The 15353-nt window shown below is 45.2% G+C and carries 23 protein-coding genes; 22 read left to right on the top strand and 1 reads right to left on the bottom strand.

Features of this window, described 5'->3' with window-relative positions:
- Positions 1-16: 16 nt before the first annotated feature.
- The 22 genes from rplR (at position 17) to VQ00_RS13395 (ending at position 14357) form a co-directional block, all read left to right on the top strand.
- Positions 17-379: a 50S ribosomal protein L18 gene (gene rplR, locus VQ00_RS13500; RefSeq protein WP_046180677.1), complete on the top strand. Its 363-nt coding sequence runs from the start codon at positions 17-19 to the stop codon at positions 377-379.
- A 20-nt stretch (positions 380-399) separates the two neighbouring features.
- Entirely contained in the window at positions 400-900 is a 501-nt protein-coding gene (gene rpsE, locus VQ00_RS13495; protein ID WP_046180676.1) for a 30S ribosomal protein S5, read from the top strand.
- A gap of 13 nt (positions 901-913) precedes the next feature.
- Positions 914-1096, top strand: coding sequence for a 50S ribosomal protein L30 (rpmD, locus tag VQ00_RS13490; RefSeq protein ID WP_046180675.1), 183 nt, complete (start codon positions 914-916; stop codon positions 1094-1096).
- 32 nt (positions 1097-1128) lie between these two features.
- A complete protein-coding gene (gene rplO / locus VQ00_RS13485; RefSeq protein WP_046180674.1) occupies positions 1129-1569 on the top strand; it encodes a 50S ribosomal protein L15 in 441 nt (146 codons plus the stop codon).
- Positions 1569-2870 carry a preprotein translocase subunit SecY gene (gene secY, locus VQ00_RS13480; protein ID WP_046180673.1) on the top strand — a complete coding sequence of 434 codons (1302 nt, stop codon included), beginning with the start codon at positions 1569-1571 and terminating at the stop codon, positions 2868-2870. Before rplO ends, secY begins: the two co-directional genes overlap by 1 nt.
- A 53-nt stretch (positions 2871-2923) precedes the next feature.
- Positions 2924-3577, top strand: coding sequence for an adenylate kinase (locus VQ00_RS13475; protein WP_046180672.1), 654 nt, complete (start codon positions 2924-2926; stop codon positions 3575-3577).
- Positions 3577-4323 (top strand): type I methionyl aminopeptidase, encoded by a 747-nt coding sequence (map, locus tag VQ00_RS13470; protein WP_046180671.1) that lies wholly within the window; start codon positions 3577-3579, stop codon positions 4321-4323. The genes VQ00_RS13475 and map overlap by 1 nt, the downstream gene beginning before the upstream one ends.
- A 42-nt stretch (positions 4324-4365) precedes the next feature.
- A complete protein-coding gene (infA, locus tag VQ00_RS13465; RefSeq protein WP_046180670.1) occupies positions 4366-4584 on the top strand; it encodes a translation initiation factor IF-1 in 219 nt (72 codons plus the stop codon).
- A gap of 38 nt (positions 4585-4622) precedes the next feature.
- Positions 4623-4736 carry a 50S ribosomal protein L36 gene (gene rpmJ / locus VQ00_RS13460; RefSeq protein WP_000868344.1) on the top strand — a complete coding sequence of 38 codons (114 nt, stop codon included), beginning with the start codon at positions 4623-4625 and terminating at the stop codon, positions 4734-4736.
- Positions 4737-4759: 23 nt separating this feature from the next.
- The gene (rpsM, locus tag VQ00_RS13455; protein ID WP_046180669.1) at positions 4760-5125 is read left to right on the top strand and encodes a 30S ribosomal protein S13; all 366 of its coding nucleotides are present in this window, start codon (positions 4760-4762) and stop codon (positions 5123-5125) included.
- Positions 5126-5150: 25 nt separating this feature from the next.
- A complete protein-coding gene (gene rpsK, locus VQ00_RS13450; RefSeq protein WP_046180668.1) occupies positions 5151-5540 on the top strand; it encodes a 30S ribosomal protein S11 in 390 nt (129 codons plus the stop codon).
- A gap of 152 nt (positions 5541-5692) precedes the next feature.
- Positions 5693-6637, top strand: coding sequence for a DNA-directed RNA polymerase subunit alpha (locus VQ00_RS13445; RefSeq protein ID WP_046180667.1), 945 nt, complete (start codon positions 5693-5695; stop codon positions 6635-6637).
- Positions 6638-6672: 35 nt separating this feature from the next.
- Positions 6673-7065 (top strand): 50S ribosomal protein L17, encoded by a 393-nt coding sequence (rplQ, locus tag VQ00_RS13440; protein ID WP_046180666.1) that lies wholly within the window; start codon positions 6673-6675, stop codon positions 7063-7065.
- Between the two features lie 331 nt (positions 7066-7396).
- On the top strand, positions 7397-8236 hold the full coding sequence (locus VQ00_RS13435) for an energy-coupling factor ABC transporter ATP-binding protein (RefSeq protein WP_046180665.1): 840 nt from the start codon (positions 7397-7399) through the stop codon (positions 8234-8236).
- On the top strand, positions 8212-9075 hold the full coding sequence (locus VQ00_RS13430) for an energy-coupling factor ABC transporter ATP-binding protein (RefSeq protein WP_046180664.1): 864 nt from the start codon (positions 8212-8214) through the stop codon (positions 9073-9075). Before VQ00_RS13435 ends, VQ00_RS13430 begins: the two co-directional genes overlap by 25 nt.
- Complete coding sequence (locus VQ00_RS13425; RefSeq protein ID WP_046180663.1) at positions 9072-9869, top strand: energy-coupling factor transporter transmembrane component T family protein; 798 nt, start codon at positions 9072-9074, stop codon at positions 9867-9869. Before VQ00_RS13430 ends, VQ00_RS13425 begins: the two co-directional genes overlap by 4 nt.
- A 13-nt stretch (positions 9870-9882) precedes the next feature.
- Positions 9883-10623: a tRNA pseudouridine(38-40) synthase TruA gene (gene truA, locus VQ00_RS13420; RefSeq protein WP_046180662.1), complete on the top strand. Its 741-nt coding sequence runs from the start codon at positions 9883-9885 to the stop codon at positions 10621-10623.
- Positions 10624-10863: 240 nt separating this feature from the next.
- On the top strand, positions 10864-11301 hold the full coding sequence (rplM, locus tag VQ00_RS13415; protein WP_046180661.1) for a 50S ribosomal protein L13: 438 nt from the start codon (positions 10864-10866) through the stop codon (positions 11299-11301).
- Between the two features lie 28 nt (positions 11302-11329).
- Positions 11330-11722 carry a 30S ribosomal protein S9 gene (gene rpsI / locus VQ00_RS13410; protein ID WP_046180660.1) on the top strand — a complete coding sequence of 131 codons (393 nt, stop codon included), beginning with the start codon at positions 11330-11332 and terminating at the stop codon, positions 11720-11722.
- 96 nt (positions 11723-11818) lie between these two features.
- Positions 11819-12499: an N-acetylmuramoyl-L-alanine amidase CwlD gene (gene cwlD, locus VQ00_RS13405; RefSeq protein ID WP_046180659.1), complete on the top strand. Its 681-nt coding sequence runs from the start codon at positions 11819-11821 to the stop codon at positions 12497-12499.
- Between the two features lie 77 nt (positions 12500-12576).
- The gene (locus tag VQ00_RS13400; protein WP_046180658.1) at positions 12577-13638 is read left to right on the top strand and encodes a P-loop NTPase; all 1062 of its coding nucleotides are present in this window, start codon (positions 12577-12579) and stop codon (positions 13636-13638) included.
- A 116-nt stretch (positions 13639-13754) separates the two neighbouring features.
- Positions 13755-14357 (top strand): KinB-signaling pathway activation protein, encoded by a 603-nt coding sequence (locus VQ00_RS13395; protein ID WP_046180657.1) that lies wholly within the window; start codon positions 13755-13757, stop codon positions 14355-14357.
- Between the two features lie 21 nt (positions 14358-14378).
- Here the strand turns inward: VQ00_RS13395 and VQ00_RS13390 are convergent, their stop codons facing one another.
- On the bottom strand, positions 14379-15062 hold the full coding sequence (locus VQ00_RS13390) for a polysaccharide deacetylase family protein (protein ID WP_046180656.1): 684 nt from the start codon (positions 15060-15062) through the stop codon (positions 14379-14381).
- Between the last annotated feature and the right edge of the window lie 291 nt (positions 15063-15353).

Below are 15353 nucleotides of genomic sequence, written 5' to 3'. Positions count from 1 at the left end.
AAGGAGTGACCTCGGGATGATCACAAAAGCTGATAAGAATAAAACGCGTAAAAGACGCCACGCCCGTGTACGTGCGAAAATCGCCGGTACAGCTGCGCGTCCTCGCTTGAACGTATTCCGTTCAAACAAGCACCTTTACGCTCAATTGATTGATGATGCAAATGGTGTTACACTTGCAAGTGCTTCAACTATTGAAAAAGATTTCGGTCTTGAATCAACAAGCAACCTGGAAGCTGCTGCGAAAGTTGGCGAATTACTCGCTAAACGCGCAACTGAAAAAGGTGTAGCTTCTGTTGTATTCGACCGTGGGGGCTACCTTTATCATGGCCGCGTTAAAGCTTTGGCTGACGCAGCACGTGAAAATGGCCTAGAATTCTAATAAAAGGAGGGACACATTTAATGCGTCGCATTGATCCAAACAAACTCGAACTTGAAGAACGTGTAGTAACGATCAACCGTGTTGCGAAAGTTGTAAAAGGTGGACGTCGTTTCCGCTTTACTGCACTCGTTGTCGTTGGCGATAAAAATGGTAATGTCGGTTTTGGAACTGGTAAAGCACAAGAAGTTCCAGACGCAATCCGTAAAGCAATTGATGATGCGAAGAAAAACCTTGTATTCGTACCGATGGTTGGCACAACATTGCCACACCAAGTAATCGGACACTTTGGTGCGGGTTCAGTCCTATTGAAACCTGCTTCTGAAGGTACAGGAGTTATCGCGGGCGGACCTGTCCGTGCGGTACTTGAACTTGCTGGTGTTGGTGACATTCTCTCCAAATCACTCGGTTCAAACACACCGATCAACATGGTTCGTGCTACAATTGAAGGCTTGAGAGAGCTAAAAACAGCTGAGCAAGTTGCAAAACTTCGCGGCAAATCTGTAGAAGAACTGTTAGGATAAGGGGGGAATCATAATGGCTGAGAAATTAAAAATTACCCTCACTCGCAGCTTGATCGGTCGTACACAAGATCAACGCGAGACTGTTAAGGCACTAGGTCTCCGCAAAATGCATCAAACGGTTGAGCAAAATGACAACACGGCAATTCGCGGTATGATTAAAAAAGTGTCTCATCTTGTGACTGTTACAGAAAAATAATTTTATTTTATAGAATAAGGAGGTGCAAGAGCATGAAACTTCATGAATTGAAACCAGCTGCAGGTTCCCGCAAAGAACGCAACCGTGTTGGACGCGGTACAGGTTCAGGTAACGGTAAAACTGCTGGTAGAGGTACTAAAGGTCAGAAATCACGTTCAGGCGGTGGTGTCCGTCTTGGATTTGAGGGTGGACAAACTCCTTTATTCCGTCGTCTTCCAAAACGCGGCTTTACAAACGTAAACCGTAAAGAATATGCAGTTGTAAACATCGATACATTGAATCGTTTCGAAGAAGGAACAGAAGTTACACCTGAACTTCTTATCGAAAGCGGCATCGTGAAAAGCGAAAAAGCAGGAATTAAAATTCTTGCGAACGGCAACGTAGAGAAAAAGCTTTCTGTTAAAGCGCACAAATTCTCTGCTGCTGCGAAAGAAGCAATTGAAGCGGCTGGCGGTAAGATTGAGGTGATCTAATGTTTCGCACAATCTCCAATTTTATGCGTGTGGGTGATATAAGAAACAAAATTATATTCACCCTCCTTATGTTAATCGTGTTCCGGATCGGCACATTCATTCCTGTTCCTTATGTTAATGCGGATGTTCTCCGCATGCAGGAGCAGGCTGGACTGATTGGATTCCTTAATACGTTCGGCGGAGGAGCGCTTCAAAACTTCTCGATTCTCGCGATGGGGATTATGCCTTACATTACAGCGTCCATTATCGTGCAGCTTTTGCAAATGGATGTTGTTCCTAAATTTACTGAATGGTCGAAGCAAGGTGACGTTGGACGGCGCAAACTGACTCAGTTTACCCGCTATTTCACAATCGTGCTCGGCCTCATTCAAGGTTTTGGAATGTCATATGGATTTAACCGTTTATATGGCGGATTACTTGTCGAAAACAGCAGCGTTGGCGGCTATATGCTTATTGCATTAGTGTTGACCGCGGGTACTGCTTTTCTTATGTGGCTTGGTGAACAAATCACAGCAAAAGGAGTCGGCAACGGAATTTCGATTATCATTTTCGCCGGAATTGTGGCGGCCATTCCAGGAGCAGTAAACCAAATTTACGCACAGCAAATTGAAGGGGCGGGCGATCAGCTCTTCCTGCGTATTGTTGTTCTTCTTTTGATTTTACTTGCGGTACTGGCGATTGTCGTTGGGGTTATTTTCTTCCAGCAGGCGCTGCGGAAAATCCCGATTCAATACGCGAAACGTGTTGGGGCAGGTGGCGGCATGGCACCGGTTGGCGGCCAGTCGACTCATCTTCCATTGAAAGTAAACGCAGCGGGTGTTATTCCGGTTATCTTTGCGATCTCGTTCTTGATCACACCGCAGACTATTGGTTCGTTTTTTGGTTCAAATGATGTGACGACAACCATTCAGAATATCTTTGACTATACGAAACCGGTCGGCATGGCGATCTACGTTGCATTGATTGTTGCGTTTACCTATTTCTATGCTTTCATTCAAGTAAACCCTGAACAAGTTGCTGATAACTTGAAAAAACAGGGTGGATATATTCCGGGCATTCGCCCCGGGAAGAACACACAGGATTATTTGACAAACGTGCTTTACCGTCTGACTTTTGTCGGTGCAATTTTCCTTTCAGCCGTTGCTGTGCTGCCTGTTTTCTTCATTCAATTCGCGGGTCTTCCACCAGCGGCACAAATCGGCGGTACTAGTCTTTTGATCGTCGTCGGTGTGGCACTTGAAACAATGAAGCAGCTTGAAGCACAACTTGTAAAGCGTCATTATAAAGGCTTTATGAAGTAAGCAAGGTGAGAAGTGTGATTCACTTCACTCAATCAGACTGAGGGGGTATATCGATGAATCTCGTGTTAATGGGATTGCCTGGTGCCGGTAAAGGGACTCAGGCAGAGAAAATTGTTGAAAAGTACGGCGTGCCGCACATTTCAACAGGGGACATGTTCCGTGCTGCAATGAAGGATGAAACAGAGCTTGGCTTAAAAGCAAAATCATTTATGGACAAAGGTGAACTCGTTCCGGATGAAGTGACGATTGGCATTGTCAACGAACGTCTTGCAAAAGCGGACTGTGCAGAAGGCTTTCTTTTAGACGGCTTCCCACGTACAGTAGCGCAGGCAGAAGCGCTCGAAGATATTCTTGCCGGCCTTAACCGTAAAATTGATTACGTCATTAATGTTGAGGTTGACCAAAACATTTTGATGGGCCGCTTAACAGGCCGCCGCATTTGCAAAAGCTGTGGTGCAACATATCATCTGGAATTCAATCCGCCATCTCAGGAAGATAAATGCGACCGTTGCGGCGGAGAATTATATCAACGTGCAGATGATAATGCGGAAACGGTTCAAAACCGCCTTGACGTGAATGTAAAACAAACAGCACCATTGCTTGCTTTCTATCGCGAAAAAGGTTATTTGAAAAACATTAACGGCCAGAAGGACATCAATATTGTTTTTGAAGACATTGAAGCACTCCTGAAAGGTCTTCGTAACTAATGATCATTTGTAAAACCCCTCGTGAACTGGAGATTATGAAAGAAGCGGGGCGTATTGTCGCGCTTACACATCAGGAACTGCAAAACCATATCTCTCCCGGGATAAGTACGATGGAGCTGGATGCTGTTGCGGAAACGTTCATTCGAAGCATGGAGGCAGCACCTTCTTTTAAAGGGTATAATGGTTTTCCCGGCAGCATTTGCGCTTCGGTTAATGAAGAGCTTGTGCACGGGATTCCCGGCAGCCGCACATTAAAAGAAGGCGACATTATCAGCATTGATATCGGCGCTTATTATAAAGGGTATCATGGCGACTCGGCCTGGACATACGCTGTCGGCCGGATTGCACCTGAGACGGAGAAGCTTCTCGACGTAACAGAGGAATCGCTTTACATCGGACTCAATGAAGCGAAACCGGATGAACGTCTTTCAACCATCTCCCATGCGATTCAAACGTATGTGGAATCGAATGGCTTTTCAATCGTTCGTGAGTATGTTGGGCATGGTGTCGGGCAGAACCTCCATGAGGCACCACAAATTCCTCATTACGGTCCGCCGGGAAAAGGACCGGTACTAAAACCCGGTATGGTGCTCGCGATCGAACCGATGGTCAATGCCGGTCGTCGTTACGTAAAAACACTTGAGGATAATTGGACTGTCGTTACACAGGATGGAAAAATGTGTGCTCATTTTGAACATACAATTGCGATAACCGAAACGGGCTTCGACATTTTGACGAAAGTCTAGGCATCCGCCAGACGGGATGAAAAGTGAAGGGAGACGAACTAAATGGCGAAAGACGATGTAATTGAAATTGAAGGTAAAGTCACTGAAACTTTGCCAAACGCCATGTTTAAGGTAGAATTGGAAAATGGGCATACTATTTTAGCGCATGTTTCAGGCAAAATCCGTATGCACTTTATCCGTATCTTGCCTGGTGATAAAGTAACAGTAGAACTTTCACCGTATGACTTAACACGCGGACGGATCACGTACCGTTACAAATAACATATATGGCGCTCCGGACTATGAAGGAGGTTGGAGAAATGAAAGTAAGACCATCAGTTAAGCCAATCTGTGAGAAATGCAAAGTCATTCGCAGACGCGGCAAAGTTATGGTTATTTGTGAAAACCCTAAGCATAAACAAAAACAAGGCTAATATTAAAGGGAGGTGCACATTTTATGGCACGTGTAGCAGGTGTTGATATTCCACGCGAAAAGCGTGTAGTTATCTCGTTAACTTATATTTTTGGAATTGGCAGACCAACTGCTGAACAAATTCTTGAAGAAGCAGGCGTTTCTCAAGACACTCGTGTACGCGATTTAACGGAAGATGAATTAAACAAAATCCGTGAAATCGTTGACCGCTTGAAAGTAGAGGGTGACCTTCGTCGTGAAGTATCTCTTAACATTAAACGTTTGATGGAAATCGGTTCATTCCGTGGTATCCGTCATCGCCGTGGACTTCCAGTACGTGGACAGAACACGAAAAATAACGCGCGTACTCGTAAAGGCCCGCGTAAAACTGTAGCGAACAAGAAAAAATAATTGGTAAAGGAGGCAGATTTAAGACATGGCTCGTAAACAACAAACTCGTAAGCGTCGTGTGAAAAAGAATATCGAATCTGGTATTGCTCACATCCGCTCAACGTTCAACAACACAATTGTCACTATTACAGACGTTCACGGTAACGCTCTATCTTGGTCAAGTGCAGGTTCCCTTGGTTTCAGAGGATCACGTAAATCCACTCCGTTTGCTGCTCAAATGGCTGCTGAAACAGCTGCTAAAGCATCAATCGAACATGGTATGAAAACTCTTGAAGTAACAGTAAAAGGTCCTGGTTCAGGCCGTGAAGCTGCTATTCGTGCGCTTCAAGCAGCAGGTTTGGAAGTTACTGCAATTAAAGATGTAACGCCTGTACCTCACAATGGCTGCCGTCCTCCAAAACGTCGTCGTGTTTAATCTTCCTGCATAAAGGAGAACTATTCCGGTTATAATGGAAAATTGACTGTTTTGATTCAGGAATTGACCACTTGCTTTGTAAAATCGGGAATGGTAAACATGGGGAATTTCGGGTTACCGGAATTTCGACGTATTCAAGGAGGGAAAATGGAATGATCGAAATTGAAAAGCCAAAAATCGAAACGGTTGAGATCAGCGATGATGCTACGTTTGGAAAGTTCGTCGTGGAACCACTTGAACGCGGATATGGTACAACTCTAGGGAACTCCTTGCGTCGTATTTTATTATCTTCACTTCCGGGTGCCGCAGTGACAGCCATTCAGATTGATGGTGTACTTCACGAATTCTCAACAATTGAAGGCGTCGTAGAAGATGTTACGTCGATCATTTTGAACATTAAAAAATTAGCGCTTAAGATTTATTCCGATGAGGAAAAAACGCTTGAAATTGATGTTCAAGGTCCAGGAACGGTAACGGCTGCCGACATTACTCATGACAGCGATGTGGAAATTTTAAATCCTGATCTGCATATTGCGACATTGGGCGAAAACGCCAATTTCCGTATGCGCTTGACGGCACAACGCGGCAGAGGGTACAACCGGGCTGATCACAACAAAAAAGAAGATCATCCAATCGGCGTCATTGCGATCGACTCCATCTATACACCTGTATCGCGTGTGAACTTCCAAGTGGAAAACACTCGTGTCGGGCAGCTTTCAAACTTTGATAAATTGTCACTGGACGTTTGGACAGATGGCAGCATCGGACCGAAAGAAGCGATTTCTTTAGGTGCGAAAATTTTAAATGAACATCTTAACATTTTCGTAGGATTAACAGATGAAGCACAGCATGCGGAAATTATGGTAGAAAAAGAAGAAGACCAGAAAGAAAAAGTACTTGAGATGACGATCGAAGAACTTGATCTATCTGTCCGTTCTTACAACTGCTTAAAACGCGCTGGTATTAATACTGTTCAAGAACTTGCGAACAAGAGCGAGGACGACATGATGAAAGTCCGCAACCTTGGCCGTAAATCACTTGAAGAAGTAAAAGCGAAACTGGACGAGCTTGGCCTCGGCTTACGAAAAGAAGATTGATTGACTAAACGACATCAATAAAGGAGGGTATCTTCATGGCTTACAGAAAGCTAGGACGTACAAGCGCTCAGCGCAAAGCAATGCTTCGTGATTTGACAACAGATCTTATCATCAGCGAACGCATTGAAACGACTGAAGCACGTGCAAAAGAATTGCGCTCAGTTGTAGAAAAAATGATTACACTCGGTAAACGTGGTGACTTGCATGCCCGCCGTCAGGCTGCTGCATTCATTCGTCACGAAGTCGCTTCTACTGTAGAAGTAGAGAAAAAAGGCAAAATGAAAGAGCAGCCTGTATACGCTCTTCAAAAATTGTTTGATGATGTAGCTCCACGCTATACAGAGCGTCAAGGTGGCTATACTCGTATTATGAAAGTCGGTCCACGCCGCGGCGATGGTGCACCAATGGTGATTATTGAGCTAGTATAAGCCAATAAGACCGCGAAATGGGCAGAACAAAACGAACGTTGCTTTGTTTTGCCCTTTTTTTATACTCAAATAAAGCGTATTTTTTGGGACATTGTCCAGCTTCAGGCAAGCCAGTCCCTCGACCATACGCGGTCCTGGGCGGCCGCCTTGCGCTTTTCTATCAACAAGCTTAGAGCGTTACGATGGGCGTACCTTTTTTACGCTTCACGTGCGTCCCGTCTAGCTCATGCACCCCCTGCCACGCTGCGGACAGCAGCAAGCAAGAAGAGAACGTTTCTTCGGCTCGGGGTGCGGGCTTTTTTTGTTTTTGCCGAAAATAGGAGGGGTCAGCTTGGGTGAAATGGTGATTTCCATTCAAGACGTATCATTTCAATATCCGGATCAAACAGCTTTTGCACTTCAAGACGTATCATTGCGTGTACAGCGCGGCGAATGGCTGGCAATCGTCGGTCATAATGGGTCAGGAAAGTCGACGCTGGCAAAGATGCTGAATGGACTTCACTATCCGCAAACAGGACAGGTTACAATTGGTGGATTGACACTCTCAGAAGATAACGTTTGGGCGATACGTGAAAAGCTCGGAATGGTTTTTCAAAATCCAGATAATCAATTCGTCGGCACAACGGTGCAGGATGATGTGGCTTTTGGGTTAGAAAACAACGGTGTTGAACAGACGAAGATGAAGGAACGTGTGCTGACGGCACTCCAAAAAGTCGGCATGACGGCCTTTCTGAATCAAGAGCCCCATCATCTTTCTGGCGGCCAAAAGCAGCGGGTGGCGATTGCGAGCGTGATCGCACTGCGCCCGGACATTATTTTGCTTGATGAAGCAACCTCGATGCTTGATCCGCTAGGACGTGATGAAGTAATGGACACGATTCGTGAACTAAAAGAAAAAGAAGGATTGACTGTGATTTCGATTACACATGATCTTGAAGAAGCGGCAAAAGCGGATCGGGTTGTTGTGCTGAACGAAGGCAGCGTATACACGGAAGGGACACCACAAGAGATTTTTCAGATGGACCAGGAATTGCTTCAACTTGGCCTTGGTGTGCCGTTTTCAGTTCGGATGAGTCAGCTGCTGGCGGATGAAGGACTGTTGCTGACGCAGCGACATTTTAATGAAGAAGAGCTGGTGAGAGATGTATGGACATTAAACTTCACGAAGTAGAATACCGGTATGCAGCGGGTACGCCGTTTGAACGGATGGCTATAACAGATGTTTCATTTCACATTCCGTCTGGTGAATATGTGGCGATTATCGGCCATACAGGCTCCGGCAAATCAACCGTCCTTCAGCATTTAAACGTACTGTTAAAACCGCTAAAAGGTGAAATAGATATTGGCAGCCGAACCATTGCTGCCGGCCGGAAAGAAAAAAACTTAAAAGAGATCCGACGCCGCGTTGGCATTGTTTTTCAATTCCCGGAGCATCAGCTGTTTGAAGAAACAGTTGAGAAAGATATTTGTTTTGGCCCGATGAATTTTGGTGTACAGGAAGAACAGGCGAAGCAGCGTGCCCGTGATGCTATTCGTCTCGTTGGACTGCCGGAGAATGTCCTGGAGCGGTCCCCCTTTGACCTGTCAGGCGGACAAATGAGACGTGTGGCGATCGCCGGCGTACTGGCGATGAAACCGGATGTGCTCGTGCTGGATGAGCCGACAGCAGGACTTGATCCTCGCGGCCGGTTAGACATGATGGAAATGTTCGCTTCACTTCAAAAGAAAAATGGACTGACGTGTGTTCTTGTCACGCACAGTATGGAAGACGCGGCCCGTTATGCGGATCGCATTGTCATGATGCATAAAGGGCGTGTGTATAAAACGGGCACACCCCGTGATATTTTCAGCGACCGTGACAGTTTAACAGCGATTGGACTCGATGTGCCGGAAACAATCCGCTTCCAGCATTTATTTGAAGAAAAACTGGGTTATCCACTGAAGCATCTTTGTTTGACTCCAGAAGAATTGGCACAAGAAATCCGCCGTCTGCGTGGTGATCGCCAATGATGGAGAAAATAATTTTAGGGCGCTATTTACCGGCGGATTCGGTTGTGCACCGGATGGACCCACGGGCAAAGCTGTTATTTATTTTCGGTTTTGTTTTAATTGTCTTTGTGGCTAACAACGTCGCAACATATGCGCTGCTGGGCGCTTTTACACTTTTAATTGTTTTTTTATCGAACGTAAAGCTCCGGTTTTTAATTGCCGGTTTAAAGCCGGTGATTCTGCTTATTTTGTTTACTTTTTTTCTGCATGTGTTTTTTACGAAAGAAGGAGAGATTCTGGCGCAGGTTGGCTTTTTAAGCATTTACGAAGGCGGCGTCATCAAAGGGGTTTTTATTTCATTACGGTTTTTCCTATTGATTCTGGTGACCTCTCTTTTGACGCTGACGACACCGCCCATCTCAGTCACAGATGGAATTGAGTCATTATTCGGTCCGCTTAAAAAAATCAAAGTGCCGGTCCATGAGCTTGCGCTGATGATGTCAATCTCACTTCGGTTCATTCCAACGCTTCTGGATGAAACGGATAAGATTATGAAAGCGCAAATGGCCCGTGGTGCTGATTTTACGAGCGGTTCGATAGCCAATCGGGTAAAGGCGGTTATTCCACTTTTAATTCCCCTTTTTGTCAGTGCGTTTAAGCGGGCGGAGGAGCTCGCGGTCGCAATGGAAGCCCGTGGTTATAAAGGCGGCGAGGGCCGGACGAAATACCGCGTTTTGGCGTGGCATGTGCGTGATACAGGGGCGCTGCTGCTTCTTGCTGTGCTGGCCGGCGCATTATTTATGCTGAGAAGCTGATAGGAGGATGAGCGTGAAACGAATTAAATGTGAGCTTATGTATGACGGATCGCGCTTCTCCGGCTATCAGTCGCAGCCGAAAGACCGGACTGTGCAACAGGAGTTAGAGAAGGCGCTCTGGAAGATTCATAAAAAAGTGCCGGTTAAAACGCATGCCTCTGGCCGGACAGACGCCGGTGTGCACGCGATGGGACAGGTCGTTCATTTTGATACACTCATTACGATGCCGGCGGAGCGGTGGGCCCGTGCATTGAACGGCGAGCTGCCAAGCGATATATCGGTTAAGCGGACGGAAGAAGTGCTTGATGAGTTTCATGCCCGTTATTCGGTTACGGGCAAGGAATATCGGTATCGTATTTACCGCACGCGCTACCGCGATCCATTCCGTACGGTATATGCACACCATTATCCGCACCAGCTTGAGGTAGAGCGGATGAAAAAAGCAGCTGTTCACTTACTGGGAGAGCATGATTTTACGTCTTTTTGCTCCACGAAAAGCGATAAAGAAAACAAAGTACGAACTGTCACAGATATTTCATTTTTCGAACAGGGTGACGATCTTGAAATTCGGTTCAAAGGCACGGGTTTTTTATACAATATGGTTCGGATCATGGTTGGAACACTTATTAAAGTGGGCAACGGCCGGCTGGAGCCGGAAGACGTCGCACGTATTTTAACGGAGCGTGACCGGAACTGTGCTCCCCAGACCGCACCTGCCGAAGGGCTTTATCTTTGGGAAGTATTCTATGAATAATCACTTTACGGATTTGCCGGCAGGCAGCATGAGAGAATGTCTTTTTAACGCCAAAAGTTGTTTCTCTTAGAACTTCTTCGTGACAACTTCACCAAGTGTTGCATTTTGTCTTGACATTGACTAGCAGGCGGTATATTATAGCATATGGTATGTTATTTGACCCCACGATCAGCCCCGGAAAGTTAATCGTGATATAAATACATGGAACCGTAAAACATAAACAAATCAGGAGGGTAAATAATGCGTACGACTTATATGGCTAAAGCAAGCGAAATCGAGCGTAAATGGTTCGTGATCGATGCTGAAGGCAAAACATTGGGCCGGCTTTCAAGCGAAGTAGCATCTATTTTGCGCGGCAAACATAAACCAACTTTCACACCACACGTTGACACTGGCGATAACGTTATTATTCTTAATGCGTCTAAAATCGAATTAACAGGCAACAAACTTCAAGGGAAAATTTACTACCGTCACAGCATGTATCCAGGTGGTTTGAAAACAACTACTGCAGGTCAAATGCGTGATAAAAACCCTGAAAGAATGCTTGAGCTTGCTATTAAAGGCATGCTTCCAAAAGGTTCTTTAGGCCGTCAAATGTTCAAAAAACTTCACGTTTACGCTGGAGCAGAACATAAACATGAAGCACAACAACCAGAAGTTTACGAACTTCGCGGATAATTTTAATTATTAAAAGGAGGAAATGACATTGTCACAAGTTCAATACTTAGGCACAGGACGCCGTAAAAGTTCAGTAGCCCGCGTACGTCTCTTACCAGGCGAAGGTAAAATCATCATCAACGGCCGTACTGCTGAAGATTATATCCCATTCGAAGCGCTGCGCACTGTGATCAACCAGCCGCTCGTTGCGACTGAAACAGTAAACAGCTATGATGTACACGTAAATGTAAACGGAGGCGGCTACACAGGCCAGGCAGGAGCGATCCGTCACGGTATCGCCCGCGCTCTTCTGCAAGCTGATCCGGAATTCCGTTCAACACTTAAACGTGCTGGCTACCTTACTCGTGATGCACGTGCGAAAGAACGTAAAAAATACGGTCTTAAAGGCGCTCGTCGCGCACCTCAGTTCTCAAAACGTTAATAGTACGTTTGAAAATCCTTTCTCCATTTGGAGAGAGGATTTTTTTCATTTGTGGAGCTGTTCACTCATATAGTGGTTGTGACAGGAGGCGAGACGATGAAAAAGATCTTGTTCATTGTCATACTCGCGGCAATTGCCGCTTTTGTATATAACGATGTGAAGCCGGCTTTTAATGCGTGGCGTCCGCCGCTTGCCGGCATGACGATTATGATTGATCCGGGGCACGGGGGCATAGATGGGGGTGCAGGAAGTGAACCGGCGCTTGAAAAAGATATCGCGCTATCCGTATCAGAAAAGCTGCGGGAGTTTTTAAACGGGCAGGGGGCAGTCGTGTTAATGACGAGGGAAGAAGATAAAGATTTGGCACAGGACGAAACGAAAATCATTCGGACCCGCAAAACAGAAGATTTGAAAAAAAGAAAGCAGCTCATTAATGATTCGGATGCAGATTTATTTATCAGCATCCATCTAAATGCGATTCCGACAGAACAGTGGCGGGGTGCGCAAACCTTTTATTCTCCCCATCTGCCGGATAATAAACAGATTGCGGTGGATATACAAAAAGAACTAACCGGCAATTTGGAAAACACAGACCGGCAGCCGGCTGAGATCGGCCACGTTTATATTTTAAAAGAAGCAGATGTGCCAGGTGTACTTGTTGAGATCGGCTTTTTATCTAATCCCGCTGAACGTCGGCTGTTAGAAAGTGCAGACTATCAGGAGAAAACAGCAGCCTCCATTTCTCGTGGAATCCTGCGCTATTTAACCCGGGAGTAACCGTTTTCCATCCTTCTCTGAAATGAGTATGTTATACTAAATAACGAGAATAATACAGACGAAGGATGGTGCTCCCCATGATTACAGAAGCGCAAGTACGCGAAATCGTGAATGCCCTTGAAGACCCATTTTTACATAAAAAACTTGCGGAAACGGGCGGCATTGAAGAAGTATCAATCAAAGAAGAAAAAAACCATGTTAGTGTGAAAATTGCCATCGCGCAAACAGGCACGCCGGAACAGCTCCAGCTGCAAATGCGCATTGTCAATTCGCTAAAAGAAGCGGGTGTAGATACAGTTGGAATCCGTTTTAAAGAGCTGTCTGAAGAAGCGGTTGCTAAATTTCGTGGGGCAGATGCTGCAGGAAATGACAAAGGTCTTCTGTCGCCAAACAGCGAAACGACCTTTTTGGCGATTGCGAGCGGAAAAGGCGGCGTTGGTAAATCAACCGTATCGGTCAACCTCGCCGTATCTCTTGCGCGTCTTGGCAAAAAAGTCGGACTTGTCGATGCCGATATTTATGGGTTTAGCGTGCCAGACATGATGGGCATTACAACGCGTCCTGTTGTACGCGGTGAAAAGATTTTTCCAGTTGACCGCTTTGGTGTCAAAGTCATTTCAATGGGCTTTTTCGTTGATGATAACGCACCGGTCGTTTGGCGTGGTCCAATGCTTGGCAAAATGCTGAATAACTTTTTCTCAGAAGTAGAGTGGGGTGATCTGGACTATTTGCTTCTTGATTTGCCTCCAGGCACAGGTGATGTGGCACTTGATGTACATACGATGCTGCCGCATTGTAAAGAAGTCATTGTGTCAACGCCGCATCCGACTGCCGCCTTTGTTGCAGCCCGTGCCGGTGCAATGGCGCTTCAAACAGACCATGAAGTTGTTGGTGTCATTGAAAACATGGCGTACTTCGAAAGCAAAACAACAGGAGAAAAAGAATATATTTTTGGACGCGGGGGCGGTGACAAGCTGGCCGATGAACTGCGTACGGAGGTACTCGGCCGGCTGCCGCTTCAGCAGCCAGACTGGAACGAAGAAGACTTTGCTCCATCGGTTTATGCAGAAGATCATCCACTCGGGACTATTTATCAGGATATAGCAAAAAAACTGGATGAAAAAATTTCATCGAACTAAAAGCTCCCGGGCAGCAGCCCGGAAGCTTTTTTCATGAATGTACAAAAAATGTCCATAGCACATGAAAGTGCGTATTGGTACAATCGAAACAGAAGAATATACAGGGGGATTTTTGCGTGGGTATACGAAATTGGATCCGCTTTTTTACACATACATTGCTGATTGGCGGAGCAGTGACCGGCATTTTAGGCTTTATCATCCGCTGGAATGAATTTTCTCCACTGTTTGCGAATGGGGAATGGAAAGAAGTATTATCTGTTCTAACCTGGCTCATTGGAGTGGGGTTTACATTTAGTGTCATCAGCCAGATGGGCTTTTTTGCGTATTTGACGATTCATCAATTTGGTCTTGGCTTATTCCGGTCTTATTGGACCTTTATCCAGCTCGCACTAATCGTCGTTGTTTTGTTCGATCTTGTTTATTTCCGCTTTAAGGTATTCAGTAATGGAGAAGACCTCGGCTCATACTTAATGCTAGCTGCGATTTTACTTGTTTTCGGATTTTTAACAGCCTACATAAAAGCGAAAAGAAAAAGCAAAAACATCTTTATCGCTGCTCTTTTCTTTATGGTCGTCGTGACAACACTAGAGTGGCTTCCTGTCCTGCAGGCAAATGAAAAAAGCTGGCTGTACTTAATGCTTTTCACACTGCTGCCTTGCAACGCCTTCCAGCTGCTCATGCTTCCTAAATACAATCAAAAAACCTCGAAAGCAGGGTAACTTCCTGTTTTTGAGGTTTTTTCATGGAATGTACTCAATTCGTGTCTCTCCACCTGCCATTTCCGATAAGCTGACTGCTTCTTCCTTTTTTATTAAAAGAGACAGCCATTTCTCTGTAATGCGCAAATCTTCTTTCGGATTTAGCAGCACGATATCTCCTTTTTCAACGTGACGGATAAAATCAGTGGGAGTCCGCTTTGCTAAATCAACACTCCATTGGACTGTCAAATAGCCACGTGAAGCAGTAACTTCCGATAATTCCCCGTCATTCTCAGCCGCCCGTATATAAAGATTTCCTTCTTTATGATAAGCACCGAGTATTTTTTGGACAGAAGCAATTTCCTTTTCAACCGCTTTGTCGTCCGAAACATCCGTCAGCAGGACACCGATATCAAATGCCCGGTCAACAAGAAGCTTGGTTGTTTTAGGGTGTTTCTCAAGCCAGGAAGAGGTCACAAAAAAAGAAGCAGTTACCTTGTGCTTAATGAATAGTTTCGCGAGTTTCGCTGCATTCTTTTGAGAATCATCTGCATTTACAGTTAGCGCGATATGCTTGTCCCCTTTGTAAATAGCGGCAGGACGATCAACAAATGAAACAACTGGCTGTTCAGCAGAAGGAGGAATCATCATTAAAAAAAAGATTGCGGAGCAAAGGAAAAGAGCGGTCCATTTCAACTGTTTTATTCGAATAAATAACCAAGGCATCAGGGCTTCAGCCTCCGTTTTAAAGTGGTTTGAAAAAGTATATGAAAAAAAATAAAAAAAAGAAGAAAAAGTATTGACCTTTTGTTCTAATGCATGGTAAATTAAATCTTGCCCGTTACGAGAAGTACACGAATGAAAACATTTTGAAAAGATGTTGACATTCATAACGGCGAATGGTATTATATAAGAGTTGCCGCTGAGCAACGAATTGAACATTGAAAACTGAACAAAATCAATAAAAACGTCAACGTTTTAAGCAAGAAACTTCTATTATAAGATGCTTGTCATCTT

The sequence above is a fragment of the Domibacillus tundrae genome, assembly GCF_000970675.1.
Taxonomy (GTDB): Bacteria; Bacillota; Bacilli; order Bacillales; family Domibacillaceae; genus Domibacillus; species Domibacillus tundrae.
This window is presented reverse-complemented; position numbering and strand designations above follow the sequence as displayed.